The organism is Arcicella sp. BE140 (genome assembly GCF_031456255.1).
Taxonomy (GTDB): Bacteria; Bacteroidota; Bacteroidia; order Cytophagales; family Spirosomataceae; genus Arcicella; species Arcicella aquatica.
This window is the reverse complement of record NZ_JAVDUE010000004.1, coordinates 77,026-101,602: the sequence shown is the minus strand read 5'-3', so window position 1 is coordinate 101,602 and position 24,577 is coordinate 77,026. Positions and strand designations below refer to the sequence as shown.

General features: G+C 33.6%; 25 protein-coding genes. 17 read left to right on the top strand and 8 right to left on the bottom strand.

Features of this window, described 5'->3' with window-relative positions:
* Window positions 1-19: 19 nt before the first annotated feature.
* Window positions 20-1,990 (bottom strand): T9SS type A sorting domain-containing protein, encoded by a 1,971-nt coding sequence (locus J2Y60_RS08500; protein WP_309923150.1) that lies wholly within the window; start codon window positions 1,988-1,990, stop codon window positions 20-22.
* A 22-nt stretch (window positions 1,991-2,012) separates the two neighbouring features.
* Window positions 2,013-2,783, bottom strand: a complete 771-nt coding sequence (locus J2Y60_RS08495; protein WP_309923152.1) for a PASTA domain-containing protein — start codon at window positions 2,781-2,783, stop codon at window positions 2,013-2,015.
* A gap of 230 nt (window positions 2,784-3,013) precedes the next feature.
* On the opposite strand from J2Y60_RS08495, the gene J2Y60_RS08490 reads away from it, so the two are divergent.
* The gene (locus tag J2Y60_RS08490) at window positions 3,014-4,390 is read left to right on the top strand and encodes a nicotinate phosphoribosyltransferase (protein ID WP_309923154.1); all 1,377 of its coding nucleotides are present in this window, start codon (window positions 3,014-3,016) and stop codon (window positions 4,388-4,390) included.
* 194 nt (window positions 4,391-4,584) lie between these two features.
* Here J2Y60_RS08490 and J2Y60_RS08485 read toward each other — a convergent pair whose 3' ends face one another.
* The 4 genes from J2Y60_RS08485 to J2Y60_RS08470 form a co-directional block, all read right to left on the bottom strand.
* Complete coding sequence (locus tag J2Y60_RS08485; protein ID WP_309923156.1) at window positions 4,585-4,929, bottom strand: RNA-binding protein; 345 nt, start codon at window positions 4,927-4,929, stop codon at window positions 4,585-4,587.
* A 111-nt stretch (window positions 4,930-5,040) separates the two neighbouring features.
* Window positions 5,041-5,922, bottom strand: a complete 882-nt coding sequence (locus J2Y60_RS08480) for a DUF1684 domain-containing protein (protein ID WP_309923158.1) — start codon at window positions 5,920-5,922, stop codon at window positions 5,041-5,043.
* A 130-nt stretch (window positions 5,923-6,052) separates the two neighbouring features.
* On the bottom strand, window positions 6,053-6,661 hold the full coding sequence (locus J2Y60_RS08475) for a YigZ family protein (protein WP_309923160.1): 609 nt from the start codon (window positions 6,659-6,661) through the stop codon (window positions 6,053-6,055).
* A 179-nt stretch (window positions 6,662-6,840) separates the two neighbouring features.
* Window positions 6,841-7,587, bottom strand: coding sequence for a DeoR/GlpR family DNA-binding transcription regulator (locus J2Y60_RS08470; RefSeq protein WP_309923162.1), 747 nt, complete (start codon window positions 7,585-7,587; stop codon window positions 6,841-6,843).
* A gap of 56 nt (window positions 7,588-7,643) precedes the next feature.
* Here J2Y60_RS08470 and nudK point away from each other — a divergent pair, with 56 nt between their 5' ends.
* The 16 genes from nudK (at window position 7,644) to J2Y60_RS08395 (ending at window position 21,010) form a co-directional block, all read left to right on the top strand.
* The gene (gene nudK / locus J2Y60_RS08465; RefSeq protein WP_309923164.1) at window positions 7,644-8,222 is read left to right on the top strand and encodes a GDP-mannose pyrophosphatase NudK; all 579 of its coding nucleotides are present in this window, start codon (window positions 7,644-7,646) and stop codon (window positions 8,220-8,222) included.
* On the top strand, window positions 8,222-8,593 hold the full coding sequence (locus J2Y60_RS08460) for a DUF4406 domain-containing protein (RefSeq protein ID WP_309923166.1): 372 nt from the start codon (window positions 8,222-8,224) through the stop codon (window positions 8,591-8,593). Before nudK ends, J2Y60_RS08460 begins: the two co-directional genes overlap by 1 nt.
* A 195-nt stretch (window positions 8,594-8,788) precedes the next feature.
* Window positions 8,789-10,684 carry a P-loop NTPase fold protein gene (locus J2Y60_RS08455; protein WP_309923168.1) on the top strand — a complete coding sequence of 632 codons (1,896 nt, stop codon included), beginning with the start codon at window positions 8,789-8,791 and terminating at the stop codon, window positions 10,682-10,684.
* A gap of 2 nt (window positions 10,685-10,686) precedes the next feature.
* Complete coding sequence (locus J2Y60_RS08450) at window positions 10,687-11,430, top strand: hypothetical protein (RefSeq protein WP_309923171.1); 744 nt, start codon at window positions 10,687-10,689, stop codon at window positions 11,428-11,430.
* A gap of 2 nt (window positions 11,431-11,432) precedes the next feature.
* Entirely contained in the window at window positions 11,433-12,797 is a 1,365-nt protein-coding gene (gene qatC, locus J2Y60_RS08445; protein ID WP_309923173.1) for a Qat anti-phage system QueC-like protein QatC, read from the top strand.
* Window positions 12,787-13,518 carry a Qat anti-phage system TatD family nuclease QatD gene (gene qatD / locus J2Y60_RS08440; protein WP_309923175.1) on the top strand — a complete coding sequence of 244 codons (732 nt, stop codon included), beginning with the start codon at window positions 12,787-12,789 and terminating at the stop codon, window positions 13,516-13,518. Before qatC ends, qatD begins: the two co-directional genes overlap by 11 nt.
* 348 nt (window positions 13,519-13,866) lie before the next feature.
* A complete protein-coding gene (locus J2Y60_RS08435) occupies window positions 13,867-14,775 on the top strand; it encodes an alpha/beta hydrolase (RefSeq protein ID WP_309923177.1) in 909 nt (302 codons plus the stop codon).
* A gap of 444 nt (window positions 14,776-15,219) precedes the next feature.
* Window positions 15,220-15,375: a hypothetical protein gene (locus J2Y60_RS24770; RefSeq protein WP_409014218.1), complete on the top strand. Its 156-nt coding sequence runs from the start codon at window positions 15,220-15,222 to the stop codon at window positions 15,373-15,375.
* Between the two features lie 156 nt (window positions 15,376-15,531).
* Window positions 15,532-16,386 carry a hypothetical protein gene (locus J2Y60_RS08430; RefSeq protein WP_309923179.1) on the top strand — a complete coding sequence of 285 codons (855 nt, stop codon included), beginning with the start codon at window positions 15,532-15,534 and terminating at the stop codon, window positions 16,384-16,386.
* A gap of 166 nt (window positions 16,387-16,552) precedes the next feature.
* A complete protein-coding gene (locus tag J2Y60_RS08425) occupies window positions 16,553-17,110 on the top strand; it encodes an REP-associated tyrosine transposase (protein ID WP_309923181.1) in 558 nt (185 codons plus the stop codon).
* 142 nt (window positions 17,111-17,252) lie between these two features.
* Window positions 17,253-17,660: a DUF2809 domain-containing protein gene (locus J2Y60_RS08420; protein ID WP_309923183.1), complete on the top strand. Its 408-nt coding sequence runs from the start codon at window positions 17,253-17,255 to the stop codon at window positions 17,658-17,660.
* Window positions 17,661-17,943: 283 nt separating this feature from the next.
* On the top strand, window positions 17,944-18,432 hold the full coding sequence (locus J2Y60_RS08415) for a hypothetical protein (protein WP_309923184.1): 489 nt from the start codon (window positions 17,944-17,946) through the stop codon (window positions 18,430-18,432).
* 88 nt (window positions 18,433-18,520) lie between these two features.
* Entirely contained in the window at window positions 18,521-18,868 is a 348-nt protein-coding gene (locus tag J2Y60_RS08410) for a hypothetical protein (RefSeq protein WP_309923186.1), read from the top strand.
* A 124-nt stretch (window positions 18,869-18,992) separates the two neighbouring features.
* Window positions 18,993-19,700, top strand: a complete 708-nt coding sequence (locus J2Y60_RS08405; protein WP_309923188.1) for an NADAR family protein — start codon at window positions 18,993-18,995, stop codon at window positions 19,698-19,700.
* 73 nt (window positions 19,701-19,773) lie between these two features.
* Entirely contained in the window at window positions 19,774-20,325 is a 552-nt protein-coding gene (locus J2Y60_RS08400) for a dihydrofolate reductase family protein (protein ID WP_309923190.1), read from the top strand.
* A 349-nt stretch (window positions 20,326-20,674) separates the two neighbouring features.
* Window positions 20,675-21,010, top strand: coding sequence for a hypothetical protein (locus tag J2Y60_RS08395; protein ID WP_309994593.1), 336 nt, complete (start codon window positions 20,675-20,677; stop codon window positions 21,008-21,010).
* A 198-nt stretch (window positions 21,011-21,208) separates the two neighbouring features.
* Here the strand turns inward: J2Y60_RS08395 and J2Y60_RS08390 are convergent, their stop codons facing one another.
* Window positions 21,209-22,672: a PAS domain S-box protein gene (locus J2Y60_RS08390; protein WP_309923195.1), complete on the bottom strand. Its 1,464-nt coding sequence runs from the start codon at window positions 22,670-22,672 to the stop codon at window positions 21,209-21,211.
* Between the two features lie 335 nt (window positions 22,673-23,007).
* Window positions 23,008-24,342 carry a Gfo/Idh/MocA family oxidoreductase gene (locus tag J2Y60_RS08385; protein ID WP_309923197.1) on the bottom strand — a complete coding sequence of 445 codons (1,335 nt, stop codon included), beginning with the start codon at window positions 24,340-24,342 and terminating at the stop codon, window positions 23,008-23,010.
* Between the last annotated feature and the right edge of the window lie 235 nt (window positions 24,343-24,577).

Sequence of the window (24,577 nt, the reverse complement as noted above, 5' to 3'; positions counted from 1 at the left end):
ATTTTATTTATTGTTAATTTTAATGACTTATCCATATTTTTCTAACAAATGTATTACGTTCATTTGAAAGTCGCAAAAGATACATTCCAGAATTTAGATGTTGTAAATTAATCGATTGACTATCAACATTTTCTTGTAAAATACTTCTCCCAAAAAGATCTAAGATTTCAACATTTTTTAAAGAAGAGTCGTTCCAATGAATCACATCAGCACTAGGATTAGGCGAAACCACCAAGTTTTTATCTTGAATTTCTTGCTCGTTTCCTAACACAACATCCAAAGGCTTCCCTCCCATCACAGGACGAATCATCATGCTTCCTTTGATGGCTTTATAAATACTTGTATCGGCATTAGCTACGTTCGTCCAAGCGTTACTGATACTGAAAAAGTGTTTGTTTGTAAACTGTGCTGAGTTTTTATCTAAGCCTACAATAATGGGTTCATCATCTGTTAATTGAAGGTAACCAACATAAAAAGTATCCGTAACCGCCACAGGGTCAATAGCGTATTCTATAAATCCATTCTGAATATCTGAGTACTGTACTTTTGTATAAAGCCCTCTCAGGATTTGCCCTGGCTTACCTTTGTCATTGCCCATTACTTGCAAGGTAATAGCATTCCCAGCAATACTAGTCAGCGATGGTTGAAGGTTAATACGAATAGCCTTCACGACATCTGCTTTATTGTTTACAAACTGTACTGCTACTCTACCAAACCCTTTTTTCAAATACGCTCCTGCTTCGGCTGTACCATCATCATAAGCATAATAATTATCCAGTGCTACAGTAGTTGAAATGGTGTCGTTTTGGGTAAGAATGCTATTTCTAAAAGAGATATTACTAGCATCTTGTGTTCCCAAAAAGAATTTCATATTCAAATATGCCTTATCGCCAGAAACTTTACTGGCAAAGTTATTTTTGAATTTGAATACTTTTGAAGCTCCCGCAGTCAAGGCATCTCGTCCTACTCTTTGGTCTTTTTGTAAGGTATCACTGCCTGCATTTAAATTGAGGTTTCGTACAGAATAATAGATATTTACGTCGTTGTTATTGCTATACAAATTGTTCACCTTTACACCTGTAGAGTCATTAATTTCAGCGGCTGGCGAGGGCTTTCCAGCCAAAAACTGAACCATGGGCATAGCCCTATATCGTTTCAAGACTGGCTCGATATTATCACTACAGGCAATGTCTTTTAGATAAGAAACCCTTTCAAATTTATTGGTCTGATTATTCAGAATATTTCCCAAAATATACCCATTGATAGAATTATCGCTTTTCTTGGCCAAGCATACATAGTCTAAATGCCAAACATCAAACTGTCCCGATTTTCGACCAAAACTTTGAAAACGGAATTGAAAATTACCATGAAAATACAAGCTAGCACGAATGGGTAATATTACCTGACTAAAATTGGCAGGTAGGTTTACGCCTTTTTGTACCCAAACAGTATTCCATGTGTTGCCATTTGTCAAGAATTGTAGCGTTAAAGAATCTGACAAATCTGGTTGTTCGCCTAGCCCTTTACCTTGCCAAAAGAAACTGAAATACAGGGAATCTGATGGGCTATTTACAGACAAATAGATGGGTAATGATGTGAGCGTATCGGTAGCTCCCTGAGTAAGTTGATTCGTAAAATCATAGGGAAAACCATTCGCTTGAAGCCCATCAAAAGTAGCAACATTTACCGTTGGCTGATTGACCGCTAAGGTATTATTCACAAAAACGCCTCCGCCTGTTTGCCAAAGTGAGGGTATAGCTTGTCCATTTTTTACCGTCGAAAAATCATCAAAAAATGGAAGAGTTAAAGCCGTAATTCTAGCCCGACTTTGAGGGAAATCTTCTACTGCGTGTTTGACTGGAACCGTAAAAAACTGAGCATTTGAAACTTGATGAGTAAGCAATAAGAGTAGAAAAATAAAGAAGTGTTGCGTGAAACCACACAACACTATATTTTTTGATTGATTTAAATCAGAAGATATTTTTTTCATGAAATCGTTTAAAAGTAAAATATCAATTCGGTGGATTACCAGCTACCCAAAGGTCTACCATGTCTCCAGAATGCACTTTGTTACCATTTTCGCATTCAGGATTTTGTTTGATAATCGTTCCTGCTGGTTCTGTAGAGGTTGGGTCATAAATAACAGTACCAATCTGTAAACCAGAGCCTTTGATAACAATCTGAGCTTCGTCATACAATTGTCCTACCACACATGGCACATCCATTTCTACTGAATTGGTTCCATTGCCTACTACCAGTGTAACTTTAGAGCCTTTTGCAATTAACGAACCAGCATCGATTTTCGTACCTTCGAACTTCACTTCTAATACTTCATTTTGGCGACTATCGTTCTGATATTCTAAATCAGGCTTTAACAAACCCGATACCAATAACTGTTGTTCGGCACTTCTAACAGACATCTCTGTAAGCTTGGGCAGCTTAATCATGGGTGCTGTTTCAGTATTAATGGTCAAATAAATTTTTCGTCCTTGTTTCACTTTTGAGTTTTCCAAAGGATATTGCGAAAGTACAGTTAGAGGTTTTACGCCAGCCGTAAAAGTACTGTCAGTTACTTCAAAATCAAGATTTCTTTCATCCAAAAGGTTTTCTGCCTCCTCCATCGTCAACCCTTTTAAATTAGGAACAGTAATAGCATCGCCGTGATTGGTGCTCCAAGGCAAATACACGAAGAAAAAACCAAAAAATAGAACCATTAATAACAAGGTTATGATGGCAGCATGGATATAAACGTCTTTTTTTGAATTGGTGGAAATTTTCATCATTGTTTTTTAGGGAAATATTAACACTTATCGGTTAGTATCTATTCAATTTATATTATGTTTAAACAATTACTTGGTTTGATTGTAAATAATAAATCTACTTTTTTAAATATTTGAGATATTTACCAACTGATAAAGGATATTTATGTTGCAATTTACAAGATATTCATTTGAGAAGAATAGATTTCGTAATATTTTAACATATTGCATGATATTTAAGCATTCACGATTTTATGATGGAAAACAATATTATTTTATTAACCGATAGTTACAAAGTAAGTCATTACAAACAATATCCCGAAGGCACCACACAAATTTATAGCTACTTTGAAAGTCGTGGAGGTAAATTTGAGGAAATTACTTTTTTCGGTTTACAATATTTATTAAAAGAATATTTAGCAGGACAAGTTGTTACTCAACATAAAATAGACCGTGCTGCCAAATTGTACGAAGCGCATTTTGGCAATGCTTCTTTATTCAACAAGGCAGGCTGGGAATATATTTTGCACAATCATGGTGGACGCTTACCCATCAGGATAAAAGCTGTACCCGAAGGAAAGGTTATCCCGACCCACAACGTAATGATGACGGTAGAAAACACCGACCCAAATTGCTTTTGGTTAACTAATTTCTTAGAAACGCTTTTGCTTCAATTATGGTATCCAAGTACCGTAGCTACCATCAGCAGAGAAGTAAAAAAAGTAATAAGTCATTATCTTGAAGAAACAGGCGACCCTACTACCATCGATTTTAAATTACATGATTTTGGTTTTAGAGGCGTAAGCAGTGTAGATAGTGCAAGTATCGGCGGAGCAGCTCATTTAATCAATTTTATGGGAACGGATACCGTTGCAGCATTGACTTTTATCCAAGCTTATTATGGCAACGAAGACGATATGTTTGGATTTAGTATTCCTGCTGCTGAACATAGTACGATAACTAGTTGGGGAAAAGAACATGAAGTAGATGCCTATCGAAACATGTTAGCACAATATCTAGAAGGTTTGGTGGCGGTAGTAAGCGATAGTTATGACATCTATCATGCCTGTGAAAAATTATGGGGAGAAGTGCTAAAAGATGATATTCTGGCAAGAAAAGGTACCTTAGTAGTTCGTCCTGATAGTGGTGAACCAAAAGATATAGTACTGAAAGTAGCGGAGATTTTAGGGGAGAAGATTGGTTTTACCCTTAATTCAAAGGGATATAAAGTATTGCATCCTACCATCAGAATAATACAGGGTGATGGTGTAAATTATGAAAGTATTGGAGAGATTTTGGCACATTTAAAAAATCATGGTTGGAGTGCCGACAATGTGGCTTTTGGAATGGGAGGAGCTTTACTACAAAAGGTAAATCGTGATACCCAAAAATTTGCTTTTAAGTGTAGTGCCGCTACTATCAATGGTCAAGAACAAGAGGTTTTTAAAGACCCTATCACCGACCACGGTAAATTGAGCAAAAAAGGCAGATTGAAATTAGTTTTTGAAAACGGTACTTACCACACCAAAAAACAAGAAGAAAGCGGTGAGGATATTTTGGAAACTGTCTTTGAAAATGGTGAGGTTCTGAAAGAAATTAGTTTTGCGGAGGTGAAGGGGAATAGTAATTAGTCGCATCTCCAAACCCTATCGTCCATCGTTCCAACATGACGAAGCGAGCGAGTTTTCATTCTTATTTCTAGCGAGGGACTTAAGTCCCTCGCTAGAAATGCAAGATCAATATATGGCGATTAGCACCAATTTACAAGCTCTTTATCTTTTCTAAACTCAAAGCACAAAACTGAAAGCTCAAAGCTAAACCACTCCTAATCTCTCCTCCCCTTATTATTCCCTCTAAAAGGTTTCCACTCCTTATTTTCAGGTTTTACAAAAGGTTTTTTCTTTTTGTTTTTATCTAAGCTTCCAGCATTGTTTGGAATAGATTCGTTTACTACAATTTTTCTTTCGTCTATTTCAGCACCATTCAATGATTCAATCGCTAATTGAGCCTCAGCATCGTTTGGCATTTGCACAAACGCAAAACCTTTGTTCTGACGCGTAATTTTATCAATCACAATTTTAGCAGAAGTTACTTCGCCATATACTTCAAAAATCTCTTTCAGTCTTGCATCCTTCCACTTGAAAGGAATGCTTCCTACATAAATATCCATTGTTTATTATTTTATTTCACTACAAAGGTAAGCAATATACCATAGTATGGATACTATTTAGATGATTCGTTTGCTAGCTTTTCATTGTGTGAACGAAAAATGTTTATTCTCTTAGTGATTACCATATCGTTTTTCACCTGCTAAAATTGCCACCTTCAATTTATTGTCTGGTGTTGGCAACGGACAAGTAGCGTAAGGCGTAAATGCACATGGCGGGTTATAAGCTTTATTGAAATCTATATAGGTGAATCCGTCAGCATCTGGCTTAGGCACTTCCAGAAATCTACCTCCGCCGTAGCTGTCATGTTGGTTGGTTAAATCGCCAAAGACCAAACTCAAATCATTGCCCGAGCTAGTTGCATCTAATGAATACTCTTTACCATCTACAGTAAACACTAATTTGCCTGGTGAATCTTGTTCATAGGTACGTCCAGTAATATCTGTAATCTTCAACTTTTTGCCTTGAGTAGGCACAAATTTGGCTTTTATACGCCAGTTTTCACTGATTGGAAAGGTATTAATTCCTTTAAATTCTTTCAAAATCGGACTTTCTAAGTCACGCAAACGAATGGCATATTGTTCTCCCCTTTTAATAATAAACCAACGCAGAGACTTGTGTTTAAGCACTACAGGTCTGCCTTCGTATGGAAACAAAATTGTTTGATTTACAGGTTGTTCTCCATTATAAACCGAAGTATTATTATAAGCTTCAAAGGTTACTTTACCGTCTTTCAAAATAATTTTGCCCAAATTAGCATCGCTATGGTCTGATGGAAAAACTATTTTGTTTTTAGCATCACCACCTATAGTGTTTTCACCTTCCTCAAGCCAAATTAAGCCTGCCAGATTTAGCCAACCATTTTCACTTTTCAAGCCTTCAATGCGTTTTTGTTGCCAGCTTTTTATTTCACTTTCATAAGGAGAGTCAAGCCTAAAGGCAGAAATGAGTACTGATAATAATATCACGGATAGGATTATACTATTTTTCTTCATGGAATTTAGATTGATTGATAAAGGTTTTAAGGAACACACACTATATAATCTACCTTTTAAATAGATTTAATATCAAAATTAATAGAAAAATTGTAAAACGCAATTGCTTACTGCTGTATCCTACTAAAAATCACACGGTTCGTAAATATTCTACCGAAATGTTATCAATCTTTTCTAATTTTCCTAGAATCTGATTGGCCAATGATTTTCTGAAATCAATTTCTATTGTACACTGGTTATCAAAGACTTGATTCTTGATTTTCAAATCAAAATCCTTTACTACCTTCATCACATCATTCATTTGGATATATTCAAATTGCACTTGGTAGACTTCATTAACTGTCTTTTCAATCACATCAGCCATCGAAAGAGCCTCTTCCGTAGCTGATTTATAAGCATTGATTAACCCCGGAACACCCAATAATGTTCCGCCCCAATAGCGGACTACTACTACCAGAATATTGGTAATATCTTTGGATAAAAGCACATTCAATATCGGGCGACCAGCCGAACCCGAAGGCTCGCCATCATCGTTTACCCTGAAATTGGTTTTATCTAACCCCAAGCGAAAGGCATAGCAAAAATGCACCGCCTTGAAATGTTCTTTGCGGAGTGGTTCTATCAAAGCTTTTACTTCCGATTCTTGTTCTATATGATAGGCAAAAGCAAAAAACTTACTGCTCTTATCTTTAAAAAGCCCTTCTGCGGGACTTTCTATTGTTTTGTATGTATCTTCCAATTAATTTGAAAATTTGGTGATTTGAAGATTTGAAAATGATTAAACTTCTTGATTTGAGAATTTGAAGATTTGAAAATGATTCAAGCTTTTGATTTGATGATTGAAATTCAAAATTGACTATTCTAATATTTTCAAATTTCCAAATCTTCAAATTTTCAAATTTTCAAATTAGCCAGTTTTCAAATTAAAACATCTATTCCCTTATCTTGATAAACCTTAATATCTTCAATATTCGCATTCGTAATCAATACATCTACCAAAGTTATAGGAGCGAACGTTAAGTACTTATCCTTTCCCAGTTTTGAAGCATCACAAAGAAAATATTTCTTGGCAGAAGCATTTGCCATCGCTAAAGTAATGCTGGCCTCATCTTCTCCAAAGGCACTTAGACCGTTTTCAGGCGAGATGCCATCAACACCCAAAAAGGCTTTATCAACTTTATAGCGAGCGATATGTTCTTCAGCAATTCTACCATGCACCGCTTGGCGTTCTTGGTCGATTTCTCCTCCAATCAGGTTGATTGATACTTGACTATTCATCAATTCATAAACCACAGGCAATGAATTAGTAATGACTTTAATCCGCTTGTTTTTGATAAATTGACACATCCTAAAAACAGTACTGCCACAGTCCATCAAAATAATATCACCCTCTTGAATCTGCTGTGCGGCTAGCTGGCAAATCTTATCTTTCTCCTTGGCATTTACGGCTGTTTTGTTGGCAAACGTAAAAGGCATTTGTGCCAAAGCAAGCTTCATTGCTCCGCCATGTGTACGAAACAACAAGCCATCCGTAGCCATTTGTTGCAAATCTCTACGGATAGTAATCTCTGAAATATCTAAAGCTTGGGCAAAATCTTTTACCTCCGCTTCTCCCCTTTCTTCTAAAATTTTTAGAATTATCTGCTTTCTATTTTGAAAACTCATAAAAACATGATTAATTTGTTCAAAAATAATCAATAATTATCAAATATAATCATAAAATGACTCCAAGCATCAAAATTAAGAAAACCGAGGTACTTTCAGACAATTGGTACACATTACGCAAAATAACTTTTGACATCGAGCAAAAAGACGGTTCGTGGATAACACAGTCAAGAGAAGCCTACGACCGTGGTAATGGGGCTGTGATTTTATTATACAATGTGGCTAACAAAACGGTGATATTGACCGAACAATTCAGAATGCCGACCTATCATAATGGAAACCCGACGGGCATGTTAATAGAAGCTTGCGCAGGTTTGTTGGACGAAGACAATGCAGAAGATTGTATCAAAAGAGAAACCGAAGAAGAAACAGGTTTTAGGATTACCGAGGTAAAGAAGATTTACGAAGCATATATGTCACCTGGTTCGGTGACGGAGATACTCTATTTCTTCATTGCCGAATACGACAAAAGTCAGCAAGTAAGCGAAGGTGGCGGTGTAGAGGGCGAACACGAAAATATTGAGGTATTAGAATTACCTTTTGAAAAAGCCCTCGACATGATAACAACTGGTGAAATAAAAGATGCCAAGACAATCATGCTTTTGCAATATATCAGACTTAACAATATACTATAATGCCAAACGACAAATCTATGATGATATTAGTAGCGGGACCATATCGGTCAGGTACGAATGACGACCCAGCTTTGATAGCAGCCAACGTAAAAGCCATGACCGACACCGCCTTGGAATTGTACCGGATGGGACATCTACCAGTATTAGGCGAATGGTTTGCCCTACCCTTGATCGAAGCAGCAGGTTCAAAAGAAGTGGGCGACGCCATATTTAATGAAATATTTCACCCTGTAGCCATCAAGCTAATTAGCCATTGTGATGCCGTATTAAGAATTGGCGGAGCATCTACGGGTGCAGACGAAATGGTGAATGTTGGAGTGGCGAAGGGGAAGATGGTGTTTTATGATACGAGGGAGATTGGGATGGTATAAGATATTTTACCGTATAATAAGTTTTTTGGTGGTTTTTGGGGTTAATGTTTTTTGGTGTGTTTGGGAATTGGTACATTGGGTTAAAGAGTTATTGAGCAGTCTGAGACTGCTTTTTTTATCATTCCAAGTCTGTGGCTTGGAACAGCAAGGAAATTTCAATTAAGTTCTCAATAATCAACCAAATTATGAATTTATATGTGGGCAGATAACGAAACTTCAGAAGACTTATTAGGCTTTAAAGTACATGCAGATTTATTAATCAACGTTATCAATGACGAATCTGTCTTACCAATTACAATTGGAGTTTTTGGTGACTGGGGAAGTGGGAAATCCAGCGTCTTACAAATCGTAAAAGAGGAATTTGATAAGGATGAGGATAAAGATTCTCTATGTATATACTTTAATGGATGGACATTCGAAGGTTATGATGATGCTAAAGCAGCATTACTTAATTCAATTCTCAAAGAATTGGAAAACAACAAAAAGATTTCTGCAGAGATAAAACATACGATAAAAGAAAAGGCAAAGAAGCTTTGGAAATCTATTGATTGGATACGTGGTGCAGGTATGGTTATGAAGAATGTTGCTTTACCTGCTGTTTCTGCCTATTTTACAGGAGGGCTTAGTTTAGTTCCTTTTGCAATTCAGAAGTTAACTGAATGGGGAGATAATCCTGAAAAAATAATAGAAAAGCTTCAATCGGAAGAAGGACAGAAATTATTTAAAGCTTTAGTAAAAGAAGAAAAAGAAGGGAAAAAACATACAAATGTAGTAGCTGAGTTTAGGGAAGATTTTAAAGAACTATTAAAAGCTACAAATTTCAAAAGATTGGTTGTTATTATTGATGACTTAGATAGATGTAGCCCTGAAAGAATTATTGAGAATCTGGAAGCTATTAAACTTTTTTTAAATGTACCAAAAACAGCATTTATCATTGGAGCTGACCCTCGAATTGTGAAATATGCCATTGAGCATAAGTACAGAAACAACAAAGAAATTGAGGAAGATAACAATAGAATAGTAATTGATTATTTAGAAAAATTGATTCAGCTTCCATATTCTTTACCAAGACTTTCGGAATCGGAAGTTGAAACTTATATATCCATGCTTATCTGTAAAAAAGAGATTGGCGCTACTAAGTTTGAAAATGTGCTTAATGAGTTTAAGAAGTATAGATTAAAGAATAGATACTCTACATTTGGATTATCAAACTTTGAAAAAATTTTAGAAGCTGAGGCATTCGGGAAAGTTAAAGACAATGTAATTACAATTCCATCATTAGTTCCTTTAATTACAAATAGTTTGTATGGAAATCCCAGACAGATTAAACGGTTTTTAAATACATATACTATCAGAAAAAGACTTGCTGAAGTTGCATCTTTAGAAAGTTTTAATGATGCTGTTCTTGCGAAAATGATGATACTTGAATACTCTGAACCAAAATTATTTAGGAAGCTATTTGAATGGCAAATTATTCAAGATGGAGTACCAAAAGAAATAACCGAGATAGAAACTAAATCTAAAGAGAAAAGTATTGATGATGTTCTTTCAGAAATGAAAGATTCTGATTTCAAAGAATGGAGTAAACCTAAAATAATAAAATGGTTTCAAATAGAACCTTTATTGTCTGGAGTTGACTTACGAGATTATTATTGGATTGCTCGTGATAAATTAGAAAATTCTATTACTGCAACCAGTATGATTCCACCAGTAGTAAGGGCATTGTTTAATGAGTTATTGCCTGATAATATGACGGCAACAGTTACAAAATCTCTACTTTCGGAAAAGTTTCAACCCTTTAGCGATATTGAAAAGGATGCTTTCTTCAATATCATATCTTCAAATTTAAAAAGGAATCCTCAGCAAAAACGATTGTATGACATTTTCAATATAATGACAGAGAATAAAATTGAAAATACAGTTTATCATTATATAGAAGCCCTTAAAATAATCAGTGTATCAGATATTGAACCTGCGGTTGCTACCAGATTAGCAGATTTTAAATCAGAACCTGAGATTGGAGAATTTTTAATTGATTATTTCAAAGATGGAAAATCAAGAGCAAGTAAGGCATTTAATCTAAAAAAATAAAAATGGGAACATCTAAATCATTTTCTGATGTAAAGCACTCAATGGTTCCGAATTGGGGTAATCTTAGTTCTTCGCTTACCTCAAATTGCGATTCTTCTGTTCTTCCAGATCAGAAGCTACAAAGTATAATGGTGAATTTTGTTTCAGCACTGGGTGGAGCATCAACAGGAGGACGAGGTGGTTCAAAAGTTGGAGGAAGAAGTAGTATCAGAACTGCAAAAAAAATTGGAGGAGTTTTTTCAAAGTTTATTAGTTCTGGTAATAATATTAGGCAAACGCTTGAATCTACAGGATTAACCGATATTGATAACCAAACGGTTGGCGATGTAATTAATCATTTGATTGAGTATTGTTCTGGCAATGCTACATCAATTGACGATAATGCAGCAAAAGAAGCAACACGATTATTATTAGAAGAACTAATGGGTCAAGCTGAATCAATTGATAAATTACAGACTTTATTAGAAGAAACTTTTGCAACCAACACTTTGGAGGATATAATAATAAAGTATTTCGGTTACTACATTAATGAACTCTTATCAAAGTGGTTCTATGAAAAATTAATAAAAAAAAGTAAGAATGAAGGTGATTGTAACAACCTCTTCCATCAAATAAAAAATTTCATAGTTGAAAGAGTTGGAGATATGCATAAAAATAATCCTTTACAAAATATTGATTGGAGCTCTAATGAAGCCGACAGACTTATAAAAAATATTCAACAAGATATATTAACCGTATTTGAATAGTTATGAGAATAAATGTAGTTATTGATGATGCAGATTATGGCAAGTTTTCAGATTTGCAACTTAGTTATGCCGATAATGGAGTGAATAGAAAAGTTCCATTATCTTTTTTAGATTATGAAAGAGTTTTTGATTTCACAACTGATTTTTCTTCTGTAAGATTTGACTTCTTCCTTATTTCTGCAATAGTTTACGGTGTTGATAATCTACTTAGTCGTGCTATCTATTCAAATGATGGTTGGACAAGAGATATAGAAATTGAACTTCCAGTAAACAATCTATCCGTTTGGAGAGGTAAGGAAGAAAAATTGAAACAGATTTTGGATTTCTTAACAGGAGATAATTGGCAGGTTTCTTTTAGAGAGATAGAAGATGTTAGTTTGTTTCAAACACGCACTAATAGAAGAAAAATTGCACTTTACGAAAGTAATACTATTAAATCTGTAAGTTTATTCTCGGGCGGATTAGATTCTTTAATCGGGGTTATAGATGAATTAGAAAAGCTAAGAAGCAATGAAAGAATACTTTTGGTCTCTCATTTTGATTCGAAATCACCGGGGCCGAATGGAGACCAAATAAAGTTATTGAGACATTTAATAAATCAATATCCAAATAAAATATATTGGGTACAGTCAAAATTAGCATTATCAAGAAAAGACACTGACGGAAATAGAGTGACAATAGAAAACAATTATCGTAGTCGCTCTCTATTTTTTATCGGTTTAGGTTGTTACCTATCACCAATTGATGATTTAATAATTCCTGAGAATGGAACAATTTCAATCAATTATCCATTGACACCATCAAGAGTAAGTTCTTTAAGTACAAGAACAACGCATCCTTATGTTTTAAAAAATATTCAAGAATTACTTTCAGATGTAGCATTATCTACTAGAATACATAATCCTTATACATTTAAAACTAAAGGAGAAATGTTTGTTGAATGTGCAAACCAAAGATTTTTACAAAACATTTATCAAGATTCAGTTTCTTGTGGTAAAAGAGGTAGAAGACAATTTCATTTTGACAATTCCAATGAGAAACACAACTGTGGCAGATGTATGCCATGTATTTACAGACGTGCTGCATTAAATAAAGCAGGACTGGATAATGAAAGCCACTATGGAAACTTTATAACAAAAGTAACATCTTTAGGGAATAACGATTTACCAGCACTCTTTACTTACCTAAAAAGGGAGATTTCTCTGGAAAAAATGAAGAGAGATTTATTAGTGAATGGAAATATTGACATTAATAACCTTACTGAATATGCTAAAATGGTGATAAGGTCAAGGCAAGAAGTTTTACAATTGTTTATAGATAAGGGAAATGAATTTGTAAAATCAAAGTTGGGTATAAATGATTATTGATACGCATTGTCATATCGACCTTTACGACAATCCAGAAAAAATACTTTCCGAATGTGAACGTATTGGAATTAGTGTAATTGCAATGACAAACCTTCCAAGTCACTTTGAAGTAGGTTATCCATTTCTCCGTATGGCTAAAAAAACAAGAATTTCTTTAGGCTTACATCCACTTTTGGCAGAAAATCATAAATCAGAATTTAATTCATTCCTTAGAAATCTTGATAAAACTTCATATATCGGTGAGGTTGGATTAGATTTTTCAAGAGAAGGTATTAGAACAAAAGAAATTCAAATAGATTCATTCGAAAAAGTACTTCAAAATGTCTCTAATAAAAAGAAAATATTAAGTATTCATTCGAGAAGAGCAGAAAAAGAAGTTTTAGAATTATTGGTTAAATACAAAATATCAAATGCAGTTTTTCATTGGTATTCAGGTCCAATTCATTTAATAAATAAAATTATTGACGCTGGATATTATTTTTCTATCAACCCAAGTATGATTGATTCTGCCAATGGTCGAACGATTATTTCTAAAATTCCAATTGACAAAATGTTGACGGAAAGTGATGGACCTTTTGTAAAGTTTAATCAAAAGACAGTCCATCCATGGGATTTAACAGTAGTTTTAAATTATATCTCAACTTCTAAACAATTGAATGTAAATGAGGTTGAAATGCATATACAAACTAATTTTTATAATTTAATCAGTAGAATAAAATGACTTATCTTCTTTGAAAAAAATTAAAATTCAGTCTCAGACTGCAAAGCCCTATCCCTCGCTAGTCTGAGTCTTTTTTCACGTAGCCCCCCACTAGTGCTAGTGTTAAGCAAACCATCACTTGTTCCTAAAATCACCTCTGTTTGTAACTGAGGCTAAAAGCAAAGAACTATTTTTTGGCATCGAAAACATGTAAGTTTCAGTTTAAAACTGAAACGGTTATGGGTACAAGTAACGCTTCGCTTGATGCTGGCATTCGTATTCAGAAGTTTAAAATAATTAATATTATAAAGTACGACAAGGCTTTGGCTTATTAGTGAGTTAGCGGTAATTTTGCCTTAAAAAAAGTTAATGAAAATAAAAGCAAAATCATCTTTCAAAGATGAACAAAAAGATAAAGATTACTTTGAAAATTGGGTTAAAGAATTAGAAGTAAATAACCAAAGAGTTTATGAAAAATTTGAAGTTAAAACTAGTATTGGTAAAACTCAAATTTATGGTTTAAACACTAAAGAAGAAAATATCGAAACCCTTGTTATCTTTCCAGGAGCAAGAACTACTTCATTAATTTGGGATTTTGACAAAGGTTTAGATAATTTAAACCTTAAAATAAGAATCTATCTAGTTGAAACAAATGGATTACCAAATTTAAGTGATGGAGAAACTCCTGATATTAAATCATTAGGATATGGGATATGGGCTGCTGAAGTTTTAGAAAAGCTGAAAATAGAAAAAGCGTTTATTGCAGGTGCTTCATTTGGAGGGTTAATTTGTATGAAACTTGCAATCGTAAAACCTGAAATGATTAAAGCTGTTTTTTTACTTAATCCGGGCTGTCTTCAACCTTTTTCACTGACTTTAAAAAATCTGTATTTCAATATTTTACCAATTTTAAGTCCTACACCAGCAAATGTTTTAAAGTTTTTAGACAAAGCCGTTTTTGCTAAACCAAATCATAAATTATCTCAGCAATCTGAAAAAAAGTTGGTAGATTATGAGGTGTTTGCAATAAGTCGATACAAGGATAATACCCAAAAACCTTATTATATGGATAAACAATTAGCAGAAGTTAGCGTTGAAACATATTTACTTGAAGGAAATAAGGATTTATTATTCCCGTTTGAAAAATCAATTGAAAATGCTCAAAAACATATTCCTAATTTAAAAGAATATATTGTATTTGAAAATGTTGGACACGGAATAGAAACCTATAATAAAGCAATAAATTATATAGGAGAAAAAATAAAAAACTATCGATAAAAATAATGTTTTAGTATTGACTGGCAAACTCTAGCTATACTTCGCCAAGTTATAAACCGTTACAACGTTACCTATGAGCAGTATCCTTAAATTCAATTGGAATTATTTTATCATCGCATTTTTGTTATTTGTAGTCGAAGTACTTATTGCTTTGTATGTTCATGATCAATTCATTCGTCCCTCGCTGTTCCAAGTTTAAAAACTTGGAACAAAAAATAAAATGCAGTCGCAGACTGCAAGCAAAATAAAATACAGTTCTACAAAACAATACAATAATGGGTTTTGCCTATAAAATAAACAATCCAATAAGAACATTTTTATCACCTTTGCCACAGTTCAATGGGTTGATGCTTTTACCAGAAAACGCTAAGTTGATATTGTTTTATAAAGAGTATAAAGTACTGCCAAAAAGAAAAAAGTTTTCAGATTCATGCTCAGTGTATCATGTCTAACCATGTTCATTTGATTACTTCAACGCTACATCCTAAATCTACTTTATCCGATATTTTACGAGACCTTAAAAAATTCACTTCCAATAAAATCTTAGAAGCCATTCAAGAAAAATACGATAAAAGTTTTAATGAACTTGTACCTAAATGAATAACAAAAGCTTTAAATTGTGTATCAATTATATCCACAATACATTACTATGATTTTTTTAAAAAATTGTTTAAAAAAACTATAAAGAAGCACATTTTCATGCTCTTTTTCATTAGTTTTATTTCGTCTTGTTCTTCTGATAAAGATAAAGACGTAATGGAAAAAGTTAATTATACTTGGGAATTATTGAATCAAGCTCGTAATTCAAAAGTGTTAGATACTAATATCCCATTAGGCTTTAGTTTGAATGCGACTGAAAAAGAGTATCAGAATCACAAAGACATTTTAATGAAAACTAATCGTATAGTCGATAGCAAGCGAATTTTTTCATACACTGATATAAGTACTGATTATTTTGGCAAGAAACAAGAAATAAGTATTTCAAATTTTCACTATTTTAGTGCCCCTAATACCGAAACAGATACAATTAGTTCTATTACTTTTATGTTCGATGAATTACGAACTCAATCTGATTCAAAAACTAGAGAACAACTTAATACTATTAATACATTGTTTGATGACACTTGGCAGGTAGTTGATTTTCAATTAGACACAGAAACGGAGGAACTATCTAACTATCATAAATATTGGATTAAGAATAATATTGTTGCTGAATTCTCTGTCAATTATCCTGTTGTTACATTAACATATTACAATGCTCCAAAAGCTTCTTCTCTTGAACAAGAAAGTTTTTATCGTGATATTGAGCAATATTACCAAATACGCAAAGACGTTAAAGAACAACGCAAAAAATTAGATAATAAACCTAAAATTGAAAATAGTCCTTGGGATGGTTCTGTATATCAAGTTAAAAATTATTTAAACAAAACTTTGAAAGACCCCGAAAGCTATAAAGGAATTGAATGGGGTGAAGTAGCTAAAAAAGAAGACTTTTATTTTGTTAGACATAAATATCGAGCAAAAAATTCTTTTGGAGGATATGTAATTGAAACTTATATTTTCAAATTAGATGATAATGGTGTGGTAATAGGAGTTGAAAAGATTGAATAGTAGTATAAAAATGGTCATCAATTACTGGTACAAGTGACGCTTCGCTAAACACTTGCACCAGTAATTGATGACACGCTGTTCCAAGTTTAAAAACTTGGAACAAAAAATAAAATGCAGTCTAAGACTGCAAGAAAAATAAAATACAGTTCTACAAAACAATACAATAATGGGTTTTGCCTATAAAATAAATAATCCTAGAGGAACATATTTTATCACCTTTGCCACTGTTCAATGGGTTGATGCTTTTACTAGAAAACGTTATGCTGATATTGTTTTAGAAAGTATAAAGTACTGCCAAAAAGAAAAAGGTTTACGGATTCATGCTTGGTGTATCATGTCTAACCATGTTCATTTGATTGCTTCAACACTACATCCAAAACCTACTTTATCCGATATTTTAAGAGACCTTAAAAAATTCACTTCCAATAAAATCTTAGAAGCCATTCAAGATGAACGAGAAATAGAAAGCAGAAAAGGCTGGATGTTATGGTTATTTAAAAGTGCGGGCGAGCGTAATCCAAACAATACATATTTCCAATTCTGGAGACAAGACAATCATCCAGAAGAGATTTTTTCAACAAAATTTATGGAAAGTAAATTAGATTATATTCATAACAATCCTGTAAAAGCTGGCTTAGTAGAAGAACCGTGGGAGTATTTACTTTCATCTGCAAAAGACTATATGACTAATAGAAAAGGATTATTAGAGATTGATTTTGTTTGAAACATGTGTTTCGCAGTCGGAGACTGCTTTTTATTGAGCGTTCCAAGTCTCTAGACATGGAACAGCACACAGATATTTGATACAAAAATAGCCACATCTACAAAGTAATTTGGTAAATTCGCCAAATTATAAACCATTACCTATGAGGAGTTTCCTGAAATTCAACTGGAATTATTTTATCATCGCATTTTTGTTATTTGTAGTCGAAGTACTTATTGCTTTGTATGTTCATGATCAATTCATTCGCCCTTATTTTGGCGACTTTTTAGTTGTAATCCTAATTTATTGTTTTGTAAAGTCCTTTCTGGATACTCCTGTTTTTAAAACAGCCTTAGCCGTTTTAGTTTTTTCTTTTACACTAGAGATTTTGCAATACTTTGATATTGTTACTAAACTTGGATTAGGACATTCAAAATTTGCCAGAACTGTTATAGGAACATCGTTTGAATGGATTGACTTAATTGCTTATACGCTTGGCATTGCTTTTGTGATTTATGTAGAGAATAGGTTCTCAACAAGTAATTCAAGAAAGAACCAAACACTTAAGTAATTTTTTTAAGCATCTTCATCATGGCTAATGATTTTTGACATCATTAGCCTCTCGCTGTTCCAAGCTTTAGAGATTCGAACAATAAATAAATTGTAGTCTCAGACTACAAAACAAACTTAATAGCGATTACGCCAAATAATTCCTACTCAAAATACGACTCCTTCGGAATCAAACAATTTTGAGGAAGCTTCTTGTCTGTCTATAAACATTTTAATCCTTCGGATTTTTTATTTACTTGCACATGTAATATCTCTTCTATGTGTAAAACTAAACAATTTGATAAATGAAATTCTTTTTACAAATCAGCAATAAAACAGTAGTTTTTCTTCTATTTTTCACTGTATGGACTGACATGATTTTACCCAAACAATTTAAAAATAGTGGATTGGCATTTTGGATTTGGACGATGTTTCTTTTAAGTTGGTTCTATTTCGCATTTAAACATTTATCTTCTATTTCAGACAAAAATATTAAAATTAAGCTATCATATAATTTTGCATTAATATGGTTAGTGATTACTTCAAGCTTACGTAGGGGATTTGGGTTTAACCCAATTCCTATTGGTTATTTTAATTTGATATGCTACATTTATTTAGCTGTTATATTAACAATTTATTTATTAAGATTGGAACAAAATAAGAAAGTAAATATTAAATCTATTATGACTTTTCTTATGGTATTTATTCTACCAATAGGTGCATGGTGGATTCATAAAAGAATCCAGAAAGTTGTTTTAGACCATTATAATCTACAAGCGGTTTTAAACCTTTAAGCTTTGAATAAAACAATCAAATTTATTACTACTGCCCTACCTCTAATGCTAGAAAACACAAAACAACATATTTATATTAACACTCATCATGGACAAACAAACAGTTAAATATATTATGGACCATTATTTCCACCTTTCTAATGATAAAGAAAAACTTGCATGGAAACATTACAGTTCAAGTATAAAGCTTGAAGGAAACGAAAGTCCAAAAAAGCTTGAAATGTACAAAAAAATGGGATGGTTGACTGATGATAATGATGTATTGAATTTATTAAAAGATGGCTATGATAACTTTGAAGAAAATACTGCAAAAAAGATATTAGCCACACATGAAGATAAAATATTTTTTAATAGATGTCCCAATTGTGGTTTACTCGCACGAACACCTAAAGCAAAGCAATGTAGGTATTGTCTGCACGACTGGCATGATTCGTAAGCAACTTTGAAAATAAATGATATCTATCAGACATACTATCTTTAAATGAATCTACATTAAGCACAATATAATGATACACTACAACATCAATTGGTTAACTGAGAAATTTGAAAATGGTGACATTTTGAAATTTATATACTTCTGGGGACATACTAATAAATACAATGAGACTGTTGGAAAATTCTGTTTTAGTCAATGGTTTCGCTGCCCTTTCACCGTTAACGATGTTACTTATAAAACATCAGAACATTGGATGATGGCTCATAAAGCATTGCTGTTTGGTGATAAAAACAATTTTGATAAAATAATTCTTTGCGACAAACCAGGAGAAGCTAAAGAGCTGGGGAGACAAGTAATGGGATATGACGAACAAATTTGGAATGATAAAAAATTCGATATTGTAAAACTTGGAAATATTCATAAGTTTAATCAGCATCCTCTTATCACTGATTTTTTGTTGCAAACAGGAAGTAGAATTTTAGTAGAAGCGAGTCCAGTCGATACAATATGGGGAGTTGGATTATCACAAGATAACAATGACATTGAAAATATTTATACTTGGCGTGGTCAAAATCTACTTGGTTTTGTATTGATGGAGACAAGAGACTTTTTAAAAGAATTTGGGCATTTCAAACCTCTTGAAAATGCTATGCAAGCACCTTGGATAAAATTTCCTAATATTAATGACAAAGATTGTTTTTGGCGAATGGGGCTTGGAGAGGAATACTTATTTCAATTTAGTAAGTATTATTTAGGGCTGAACGAAAGAGATAAAACTATTTACAAATTAACTAATCCCTCCCCTTACGATTGGATAAACTTTTATCTTTAATTAGTGTAAATGTTAATAGGAAAGATTTATTTAATAGCTAATTTTCAAACAACGACTTTAATATTTCAACTCCATGAACACACAAAACGCTGTATATATTGCTCAAAGTCTTGATGGATACATTGCCGACAAAAATGGTGGTATTGCTTGGCTAGACTCTATAGCCAATCCTGATGGTGATGACATGGGTTATTATGCTTTTTTCAATCGTATAGACGCCCTCGTAATGGGTAGAGTAACCTTTGAAACTGTTTGCGGTTTTGATTGTGAATGGCCTTATAACAAACCTGTTTTTGTATTGAGTAATACGCTCGCTGAAATTCCTGAAAGCCATCATGAGAAAGCATTTCTCGTAAAAGGAACACTGACAGATATTCTTTCCCAGATACACCAAAAAGGATATACTCGTTTATACATAGATGGCGGAAAAACTATTCAACAATTCTTAAAAGAAGATTTGATAGATGAAATGATTATTACAACTTTTCCTCTCCTACTTGGTGGAGGTTTTCCCCTCTTTGGTGACTTAGTTCAACCCTTAGCTTTTGAAGTACAATCTTCTCAAATATTTTTGGGCAATTTAGTTCAAACACACTTTATTAGGAATAAAAATAAACTCCTTTAGACATTAGAGAAGGCATTCTCATGGCATGACTAATAAGTTAGCTTGAAAACAAAGAATATAATGTCACTCATGGTATGACAGACATTTTAAGCTGTGCCACTGTGCAAACAAACCGTTTAATAAATATACGTCTCTATCACTTGGAAATATTTTGAATTAAGATTATGTTTGAAATGTCATTTGACAACACATCCAAATACCACTGCATTAAGATACTCCACTTACCATCTCAAAAAAGATTTATTAAAAAAAATTAAATTCACAAACAACCTTTTCCCCAATAATTACGTATCTCAAATTAAAAGAAGTTTTTAACTTTTAAATTAATGTAACAAAACAATCAGCGAACATGAATACAATATTATTAATCCACAGTGTACTTGCAGTATCAATTTATTTTTTCATGCAAAAAATAAATAAAATACTTTCTCCTAGAGTTAGCACATTTACAGTGAACCTTTTGTTGATTGTTTTTAATGTATTGGTTCTTATCTTGATTCCGATTTGCCTTGGGGAGATATTGCGAGTGTCTTTGGGAGAAAATGAAGAACAATCTGAACAAGAACAATTATTGATACTCGCTCCTCATATTCTAAGCTTTTCAATGAACCTTTACAATTTGTTTATCGCTACTAACAAACAGTTAGGCAATGAATCACAAATTGTTTCTGAAGAAATATTTTAATTCAAATAGCCTAGCAGAGGCTAAATATCGGCGACTGCTATTACCTTGTTCGCATTTTGGGTAAATGGTCACAAAACTTTATTCCAATTTTTATCCTTAGGGAGGTACTTAACTCGCTAAGGGTAAAAATTGAAACTTAACTGAATTGTTGCTGAAGCGACTACCATTGATACGATGTTCCTCAGAGATTGTTATTCTCTATTTATCTTTTAAATCCTTCGTAACTTTCACATACCCTATTACCTCTTTTTCATTATTGTGTATCGCCGTCAGTACTACTGAACTCCAGAAGTTTGACTTATCTTTCCTAACTCTCCATCCTTCATGATAAGCTCTACCATGTTTTCTAGCTTGCTCAAGGAATGAATTAGGAAATCCCTTTTGAATATCTTCTTCACTATAAAAAACATTAAAACTTTTACCTATTATTTCTTGGGCAGTATATCCTTTTATACGCTGAGCTCCTTTATTCCATCTTTCAATAATTCCTTTATCATCTAATAATATAATTGCGTAGTCTTCTATTTCATCAATCATTCTTCGATTTCGTTCTTCTGATATATTGAGCGAGTTTTGTACCTCTCTGATATCCGTTAGGTCGCGGGTGACTTTAATATATCCTATCACGTCGCCAATCTCATTGTGAATACTGGTGATAATGACGCTTGCCCAAAATTGCGAGCCATCTTTTTTTATCCGCCAACCAGTATTTCTAGCTACTTTATTGAGTCGCGCCTCAGCTAATAATGTTTCTGGTAGTTTATTTTCCCTATCAGTCGACGAGTAAAAGTTCCTAAAATTTTTGCCAACAATCTCGGCGGAGGTATAGCCTTTAATTTTTTGAGCTCCTATATTCCAATTTTCAATATTCCCATTTATATCTAACAATAAAATAGCGTAATCTTCAATCTCTTCAATGGCTTTATTCAATTGCATTATTTTGAAATCTTTATTACCCATTGATTCATTCACAATCGAACGTATTTTATTATCCAAAATGCTAGTTGCATCTAGCATCATCTTTATCCATTCTTCATCTACTTCGTACAAACCGTCTTTAATTAAATTAACCAACCCCATAATTGATGTAAGCGGATGGCGAACTTCATGAGATTGTAATTGGGCAATTTGTCTCATAGAGATATTTTTTTCTTCTATCTCCTGATTTTTTTGTAGTAGCCTCTTTTGACTCAACTTTAATTCCAATAAACAAACTACTTGCTTCGACAGCATTTCTAACGTTAATCGTTGCAATTCTGTCAAATCGTTGGGCGTTACGTCAAATAAACATAAAGTCCCTAGCTTGTAGCCACTACTCATTACCAAAGGAACACCTGCATAAAAACACAAATTAGGTGCAGTATGTACTAATGGATTACCATCAAATCGATTATCCTTGGTGGCATCATTGATAATCAGTATCTCATCTTGCTGTATGGCATACTGACAAAACGACGTTTCGCGTGGTGCTTGTCTTTCCTCTGCACCTGCTGATACTTTTATCCAATTAACATTCTCACCAAGTAAGGTAATAAGCGAAATAGGCATTTCGCATAATCGTGAAGCTAAATCTGTAATTTGTTGAAGTTCTGGTATGGCATCAAAATCAAGTTGTAAGTACGTATTTACTTCTTCTAATCTATTTATTTCATACTCATTCATAATTATGTTTTTATGTTGTTTTATTACAAATTATGGGCAATTTTTCGAGCAAAATAATGCTAGGCTCTTTCATTGTCATAACTAATAACAAGATAATGTCTGAATGACACATTCTTTAAAATTGAAATCTAATTATACCCGCTATTATTTAGAAGTGGGCATATATTAGAAAAATAACGTACAATTTATAGTAAAATTTGATACAATTGTGCTCTTTTACATAATCGCTGATTAATGGACAATAAAGGTAAATCTAACGACCAATAAACAAAAATTGCCCACCAAAACCAAAGGCTTGATGGGCAATTTTTGTTTTATTAATGATGTATTACCGACTAGTATTTGAATACTTTTCCGCCTGCTAATACTTCTTGTGTTTTCTCATCGAAAGTAACTTTCAAGCCTGTTCTGTAAGCAGCGTTCGACATGATTGTTGCGATTGAATGTTGATAACCAGCTTCGATTGGAGCATGGGTTTGCTTACGTGAACGTACACATTCCATCCAGTTTTTAATGTGTGCGAACGTTAATGGGTCTCCACCAGTATTTGCTTCTGACGCCACTTTCTGCCCTTCGAGCTTCATTGGCGTTAACAAATTGGCTTTCAAGCCCATTGTTTTAGCGTGCCCTTCAGTTAAACCTCCAGTTGGTGAAATCTCGTTGGTATCTAAGTTAATCATACCACCGTTTGAGTAATATAATTCTTTCGTCTCACCCGCTGAGTTAGAGAAACGTGAAGTAAACTGTACTTGGAAGCCTGATTTAGGGTCATCTAATGGGCCGTAATCAAATACTACTGTTAGCGTATCTGCATTCGAACGACCATCTTTCCACTGATAGATTCCACCGTTGGCTACTACGCTTCTTGGGTGAGGTAAGCCAGTAAACCAGTGTACTGTATCAATTTGATGACTCATCCATTGTCCCGGAATTCCAGAAGAATATGGCCAGAATAAACGGTACTCTAAATATTTACGTGGGTCAAATGCTTCGAAAGGACGGTTCATTAAATAACGTTTCCAATCTACATCTGTTTCTTTCAAGCTATTAACCAACTCTGGTCTTCTCCAGCGTTCTGGTTGGTTTACATTCCACATCAATTCTACCATCACAATCGGGCCAAATTTACCTGATTTGATAAATTCTTCAGCAGCAAAATAGTTTTCACCACTTCTACGTTGGGAACCAATCTGAACAATTTGCTTAGACGATTTCACTGCTTTTAATACCGCACGTGCATCTTCCATCGTTTCAGCCAATGGTTTTTCGGTATAAGTATCACAACCTGCTTTTACGGCTTCTACCGTGTGTAAAGCATGTTGAAAATCGGCAGTTGAGATAAATACGGCATCCACCATTTTAGAATCATAAAGCTCTTCATTGTTTCTGAATACCTTTACGTCGCTACCCAATTGTTTATCTAAGAAAGCCTTACCTTCTTCTCTACGACGGTTCCACAAATCAGAAAGAGCCGTCATTTCAAAGTTCATTTCTTTTTGTAAAGCCTTGAAAGGTCCTACATGAGAAGCTCTGTGACGGTCAGAAAAACCTACACAACCTACTCTTACGCGGTCGTTTGCACCGATAATTTTAGCGTATGATTTTGCACTAAATGTTAATGCTCCCAAAGAAGCAAAGGTTGTTTTTTGGATAAATTCTCTTCTTTCCATAGTTTATTTGTTTTTTTTTGTGATTAGTGATTGGTAAATAGTGATTAGAAGTTGAGTAAGTAATTAGTGATTGGTAAATAGTAATTAGAAGACGGTAAGTGATTAGTTCATCACCAATCATTAACTTTTAATCACTATTCATTATTCCCTTTAAAACATTTACTATTTACCAGTCACTAATCACCCAAAAATCTCCAAACACTAACTTCTAATCACTAATCACCAATTACTAATC

Excerpts from the sequence above, each read along its gene's own strand:
- J2Y60_RS24770 (WP_409014218.1), top strand. The coding sequence starts at position 15,220 with ATGTCTAACCATGTTCATTTGATTACTTCAACGCTACATCCTAAATCT.
- J2Y60_RS08460 (WP_309923166.1), top strand. The coding sequence starts at position 8,222 with ATGCCAAACGACAAATCTATGATGATATTAGTAGCGGGACCATATCGG.
- J2Y60_RS08400 (WP_309923190.1), top strand. The coding sequence starts at position 19,774 with ATGAACACACAAAACGCTGTATATATTGCTCAAAGTCTTGATGGATAC.
- qatD (WP_309923175.1), top strand. The coding sequence starts at position 12,787 with ATGATTATTGATACGCATTGTCATATCGACCTTTACGACAATCCAGAA.
- J2Y60_RS08395 (WP_309994593.1), top strand. The coding sequence starts at position 20,675 with ATGAATACAATATTATTAATCCACAGTGTACTTGCAGTATCAATTTAT.
- J2Y60_RS08485 (WP_309923156.1), bottom strand. The coding sequence starts at position 4,929 with ATGGATATTTATGTAGGAAGCATTCCTTTCAAGTGGAAGGATGCAAGA.
- J2Y60_RS08480 (WP_309923158.1), bottom strand. The coding sequence starts at position 5,922 with ATGAAGAAAAATAGTATAATCCTATCCGTGATATTATTATCAGTACTC.
- J2Y60_RS08410 (WP_309923186.1), top strand. The coding sequence starts at position 18,521 with ATGGACAAACAAACAGTTAAATATATTATGGACCATTATTTCCACCTT.
- J2Y60_RS08455 (WP_309923168.1), top strand. The coding sequence starts at position 8,789 with ATGTGGGCAGATAACGAAACTTCAGAAGACTTATTAGGCTTTAAAGTA.
- J2Y60_RS08390 (WP_309923195.1), bottom strand. The coding sequence starts at position 22,672 with ATGAATGAGTATGAAATAAATAGATTAGAAGAAGTAAATACGTACTTA.
- nudK (WP_309923164.1), top strand. The coding sequence starts at position 7,644 with ATGACTCCAAGCATCAAAATTAAGAAAACCGAGGTACTTTCAGACAAT.
- J2Y60_RS08500 (WP_309923150.1), bottom strand. The coding sequence starts at position 1,990 with ATGAAAAAAATATCTTCTGATTTAAATCAATCAAAAAATATAGTGTTG.
- J2Y60_RS08415 (WP_309923184.1), top strand. The coding sequence starts at position 17,944 with ATGAAATTCTTTTTACAAATCAGCAATAAAACAGTAGTTTTTCTTCTA.
- J2Y60_RS08495 (WP_309923152.1), bottom strand. The coding sequence starts at position 2,783 with ATGATGAAAATTTCCACCAATTCAAAAAAAGACGTTTATATCCATGCT.
- J2Y60_RS08490 (WP_309923154.1), top strand. The coding sequence starts at position 3,014 with ATGATGGAAAACAATATTATTTTATTAACCGATAGTTACAAAGTAAGT.
- J2Y60_RS08385 (WP_309923197.1), bottom strand. The coding sequence starts at position 24,342 with ATGGAAAGAAGAGAATTTATCCAAAAAACAACCTTTGCTTCTTTGGGA.
- J2Y60_RS08435 (WP_309923177.1), top strand. The coding sequence starts at position 13,867 with ATGAAAATAAAAGCAAAATCATCTTTCAAAGATGAACAAAAAGATAAA.
- J2Y60_RS08420 (WP_309923183.1), top strand. The coding sequence starts at position 17,253 with ATGAGGAGTTTCCTGAAATTCAACTGGAATTATTTTATCATCGCATTT.
- J2Y60_RS08450 (WP_309923171.1), top strand. The coding sequence starts at position 10,687 with ATGGGAACATCTAAATCATTTTCTGATGTAAAGCACTCAATGGTTCCG.
- qatC (WP_309923173.1), top strand. The coding sequence starts at position 11,433 with ATGAGAATAAATGTAGTTATTGATGATGCAGATTATGGCAAGTTTTCA.
- J2Y60_RS08470 (WP_309923162.1), bottom strand. The coding sequence starts at position 7,587 with ATGAGTTTTCAAAATAGAAAGCAGATAATTCTAAAAATTTTAGAAGAA.
- J2Y60_RS08425 (WP_309923181.1), top strand. The coding sequence starts at position 16,553 with ATGGGTTTTGCCTATAAAATAAATAATCCTAGAGGAACATATTTTATC.
- J2Y60_RS08430 (WP_309923179.1), top strand. The coding sequence starts at position 15,532 with ATGGAAAAAGTTAATTATACTTGGGAATTATTGAATCAAGCTCGTAAT.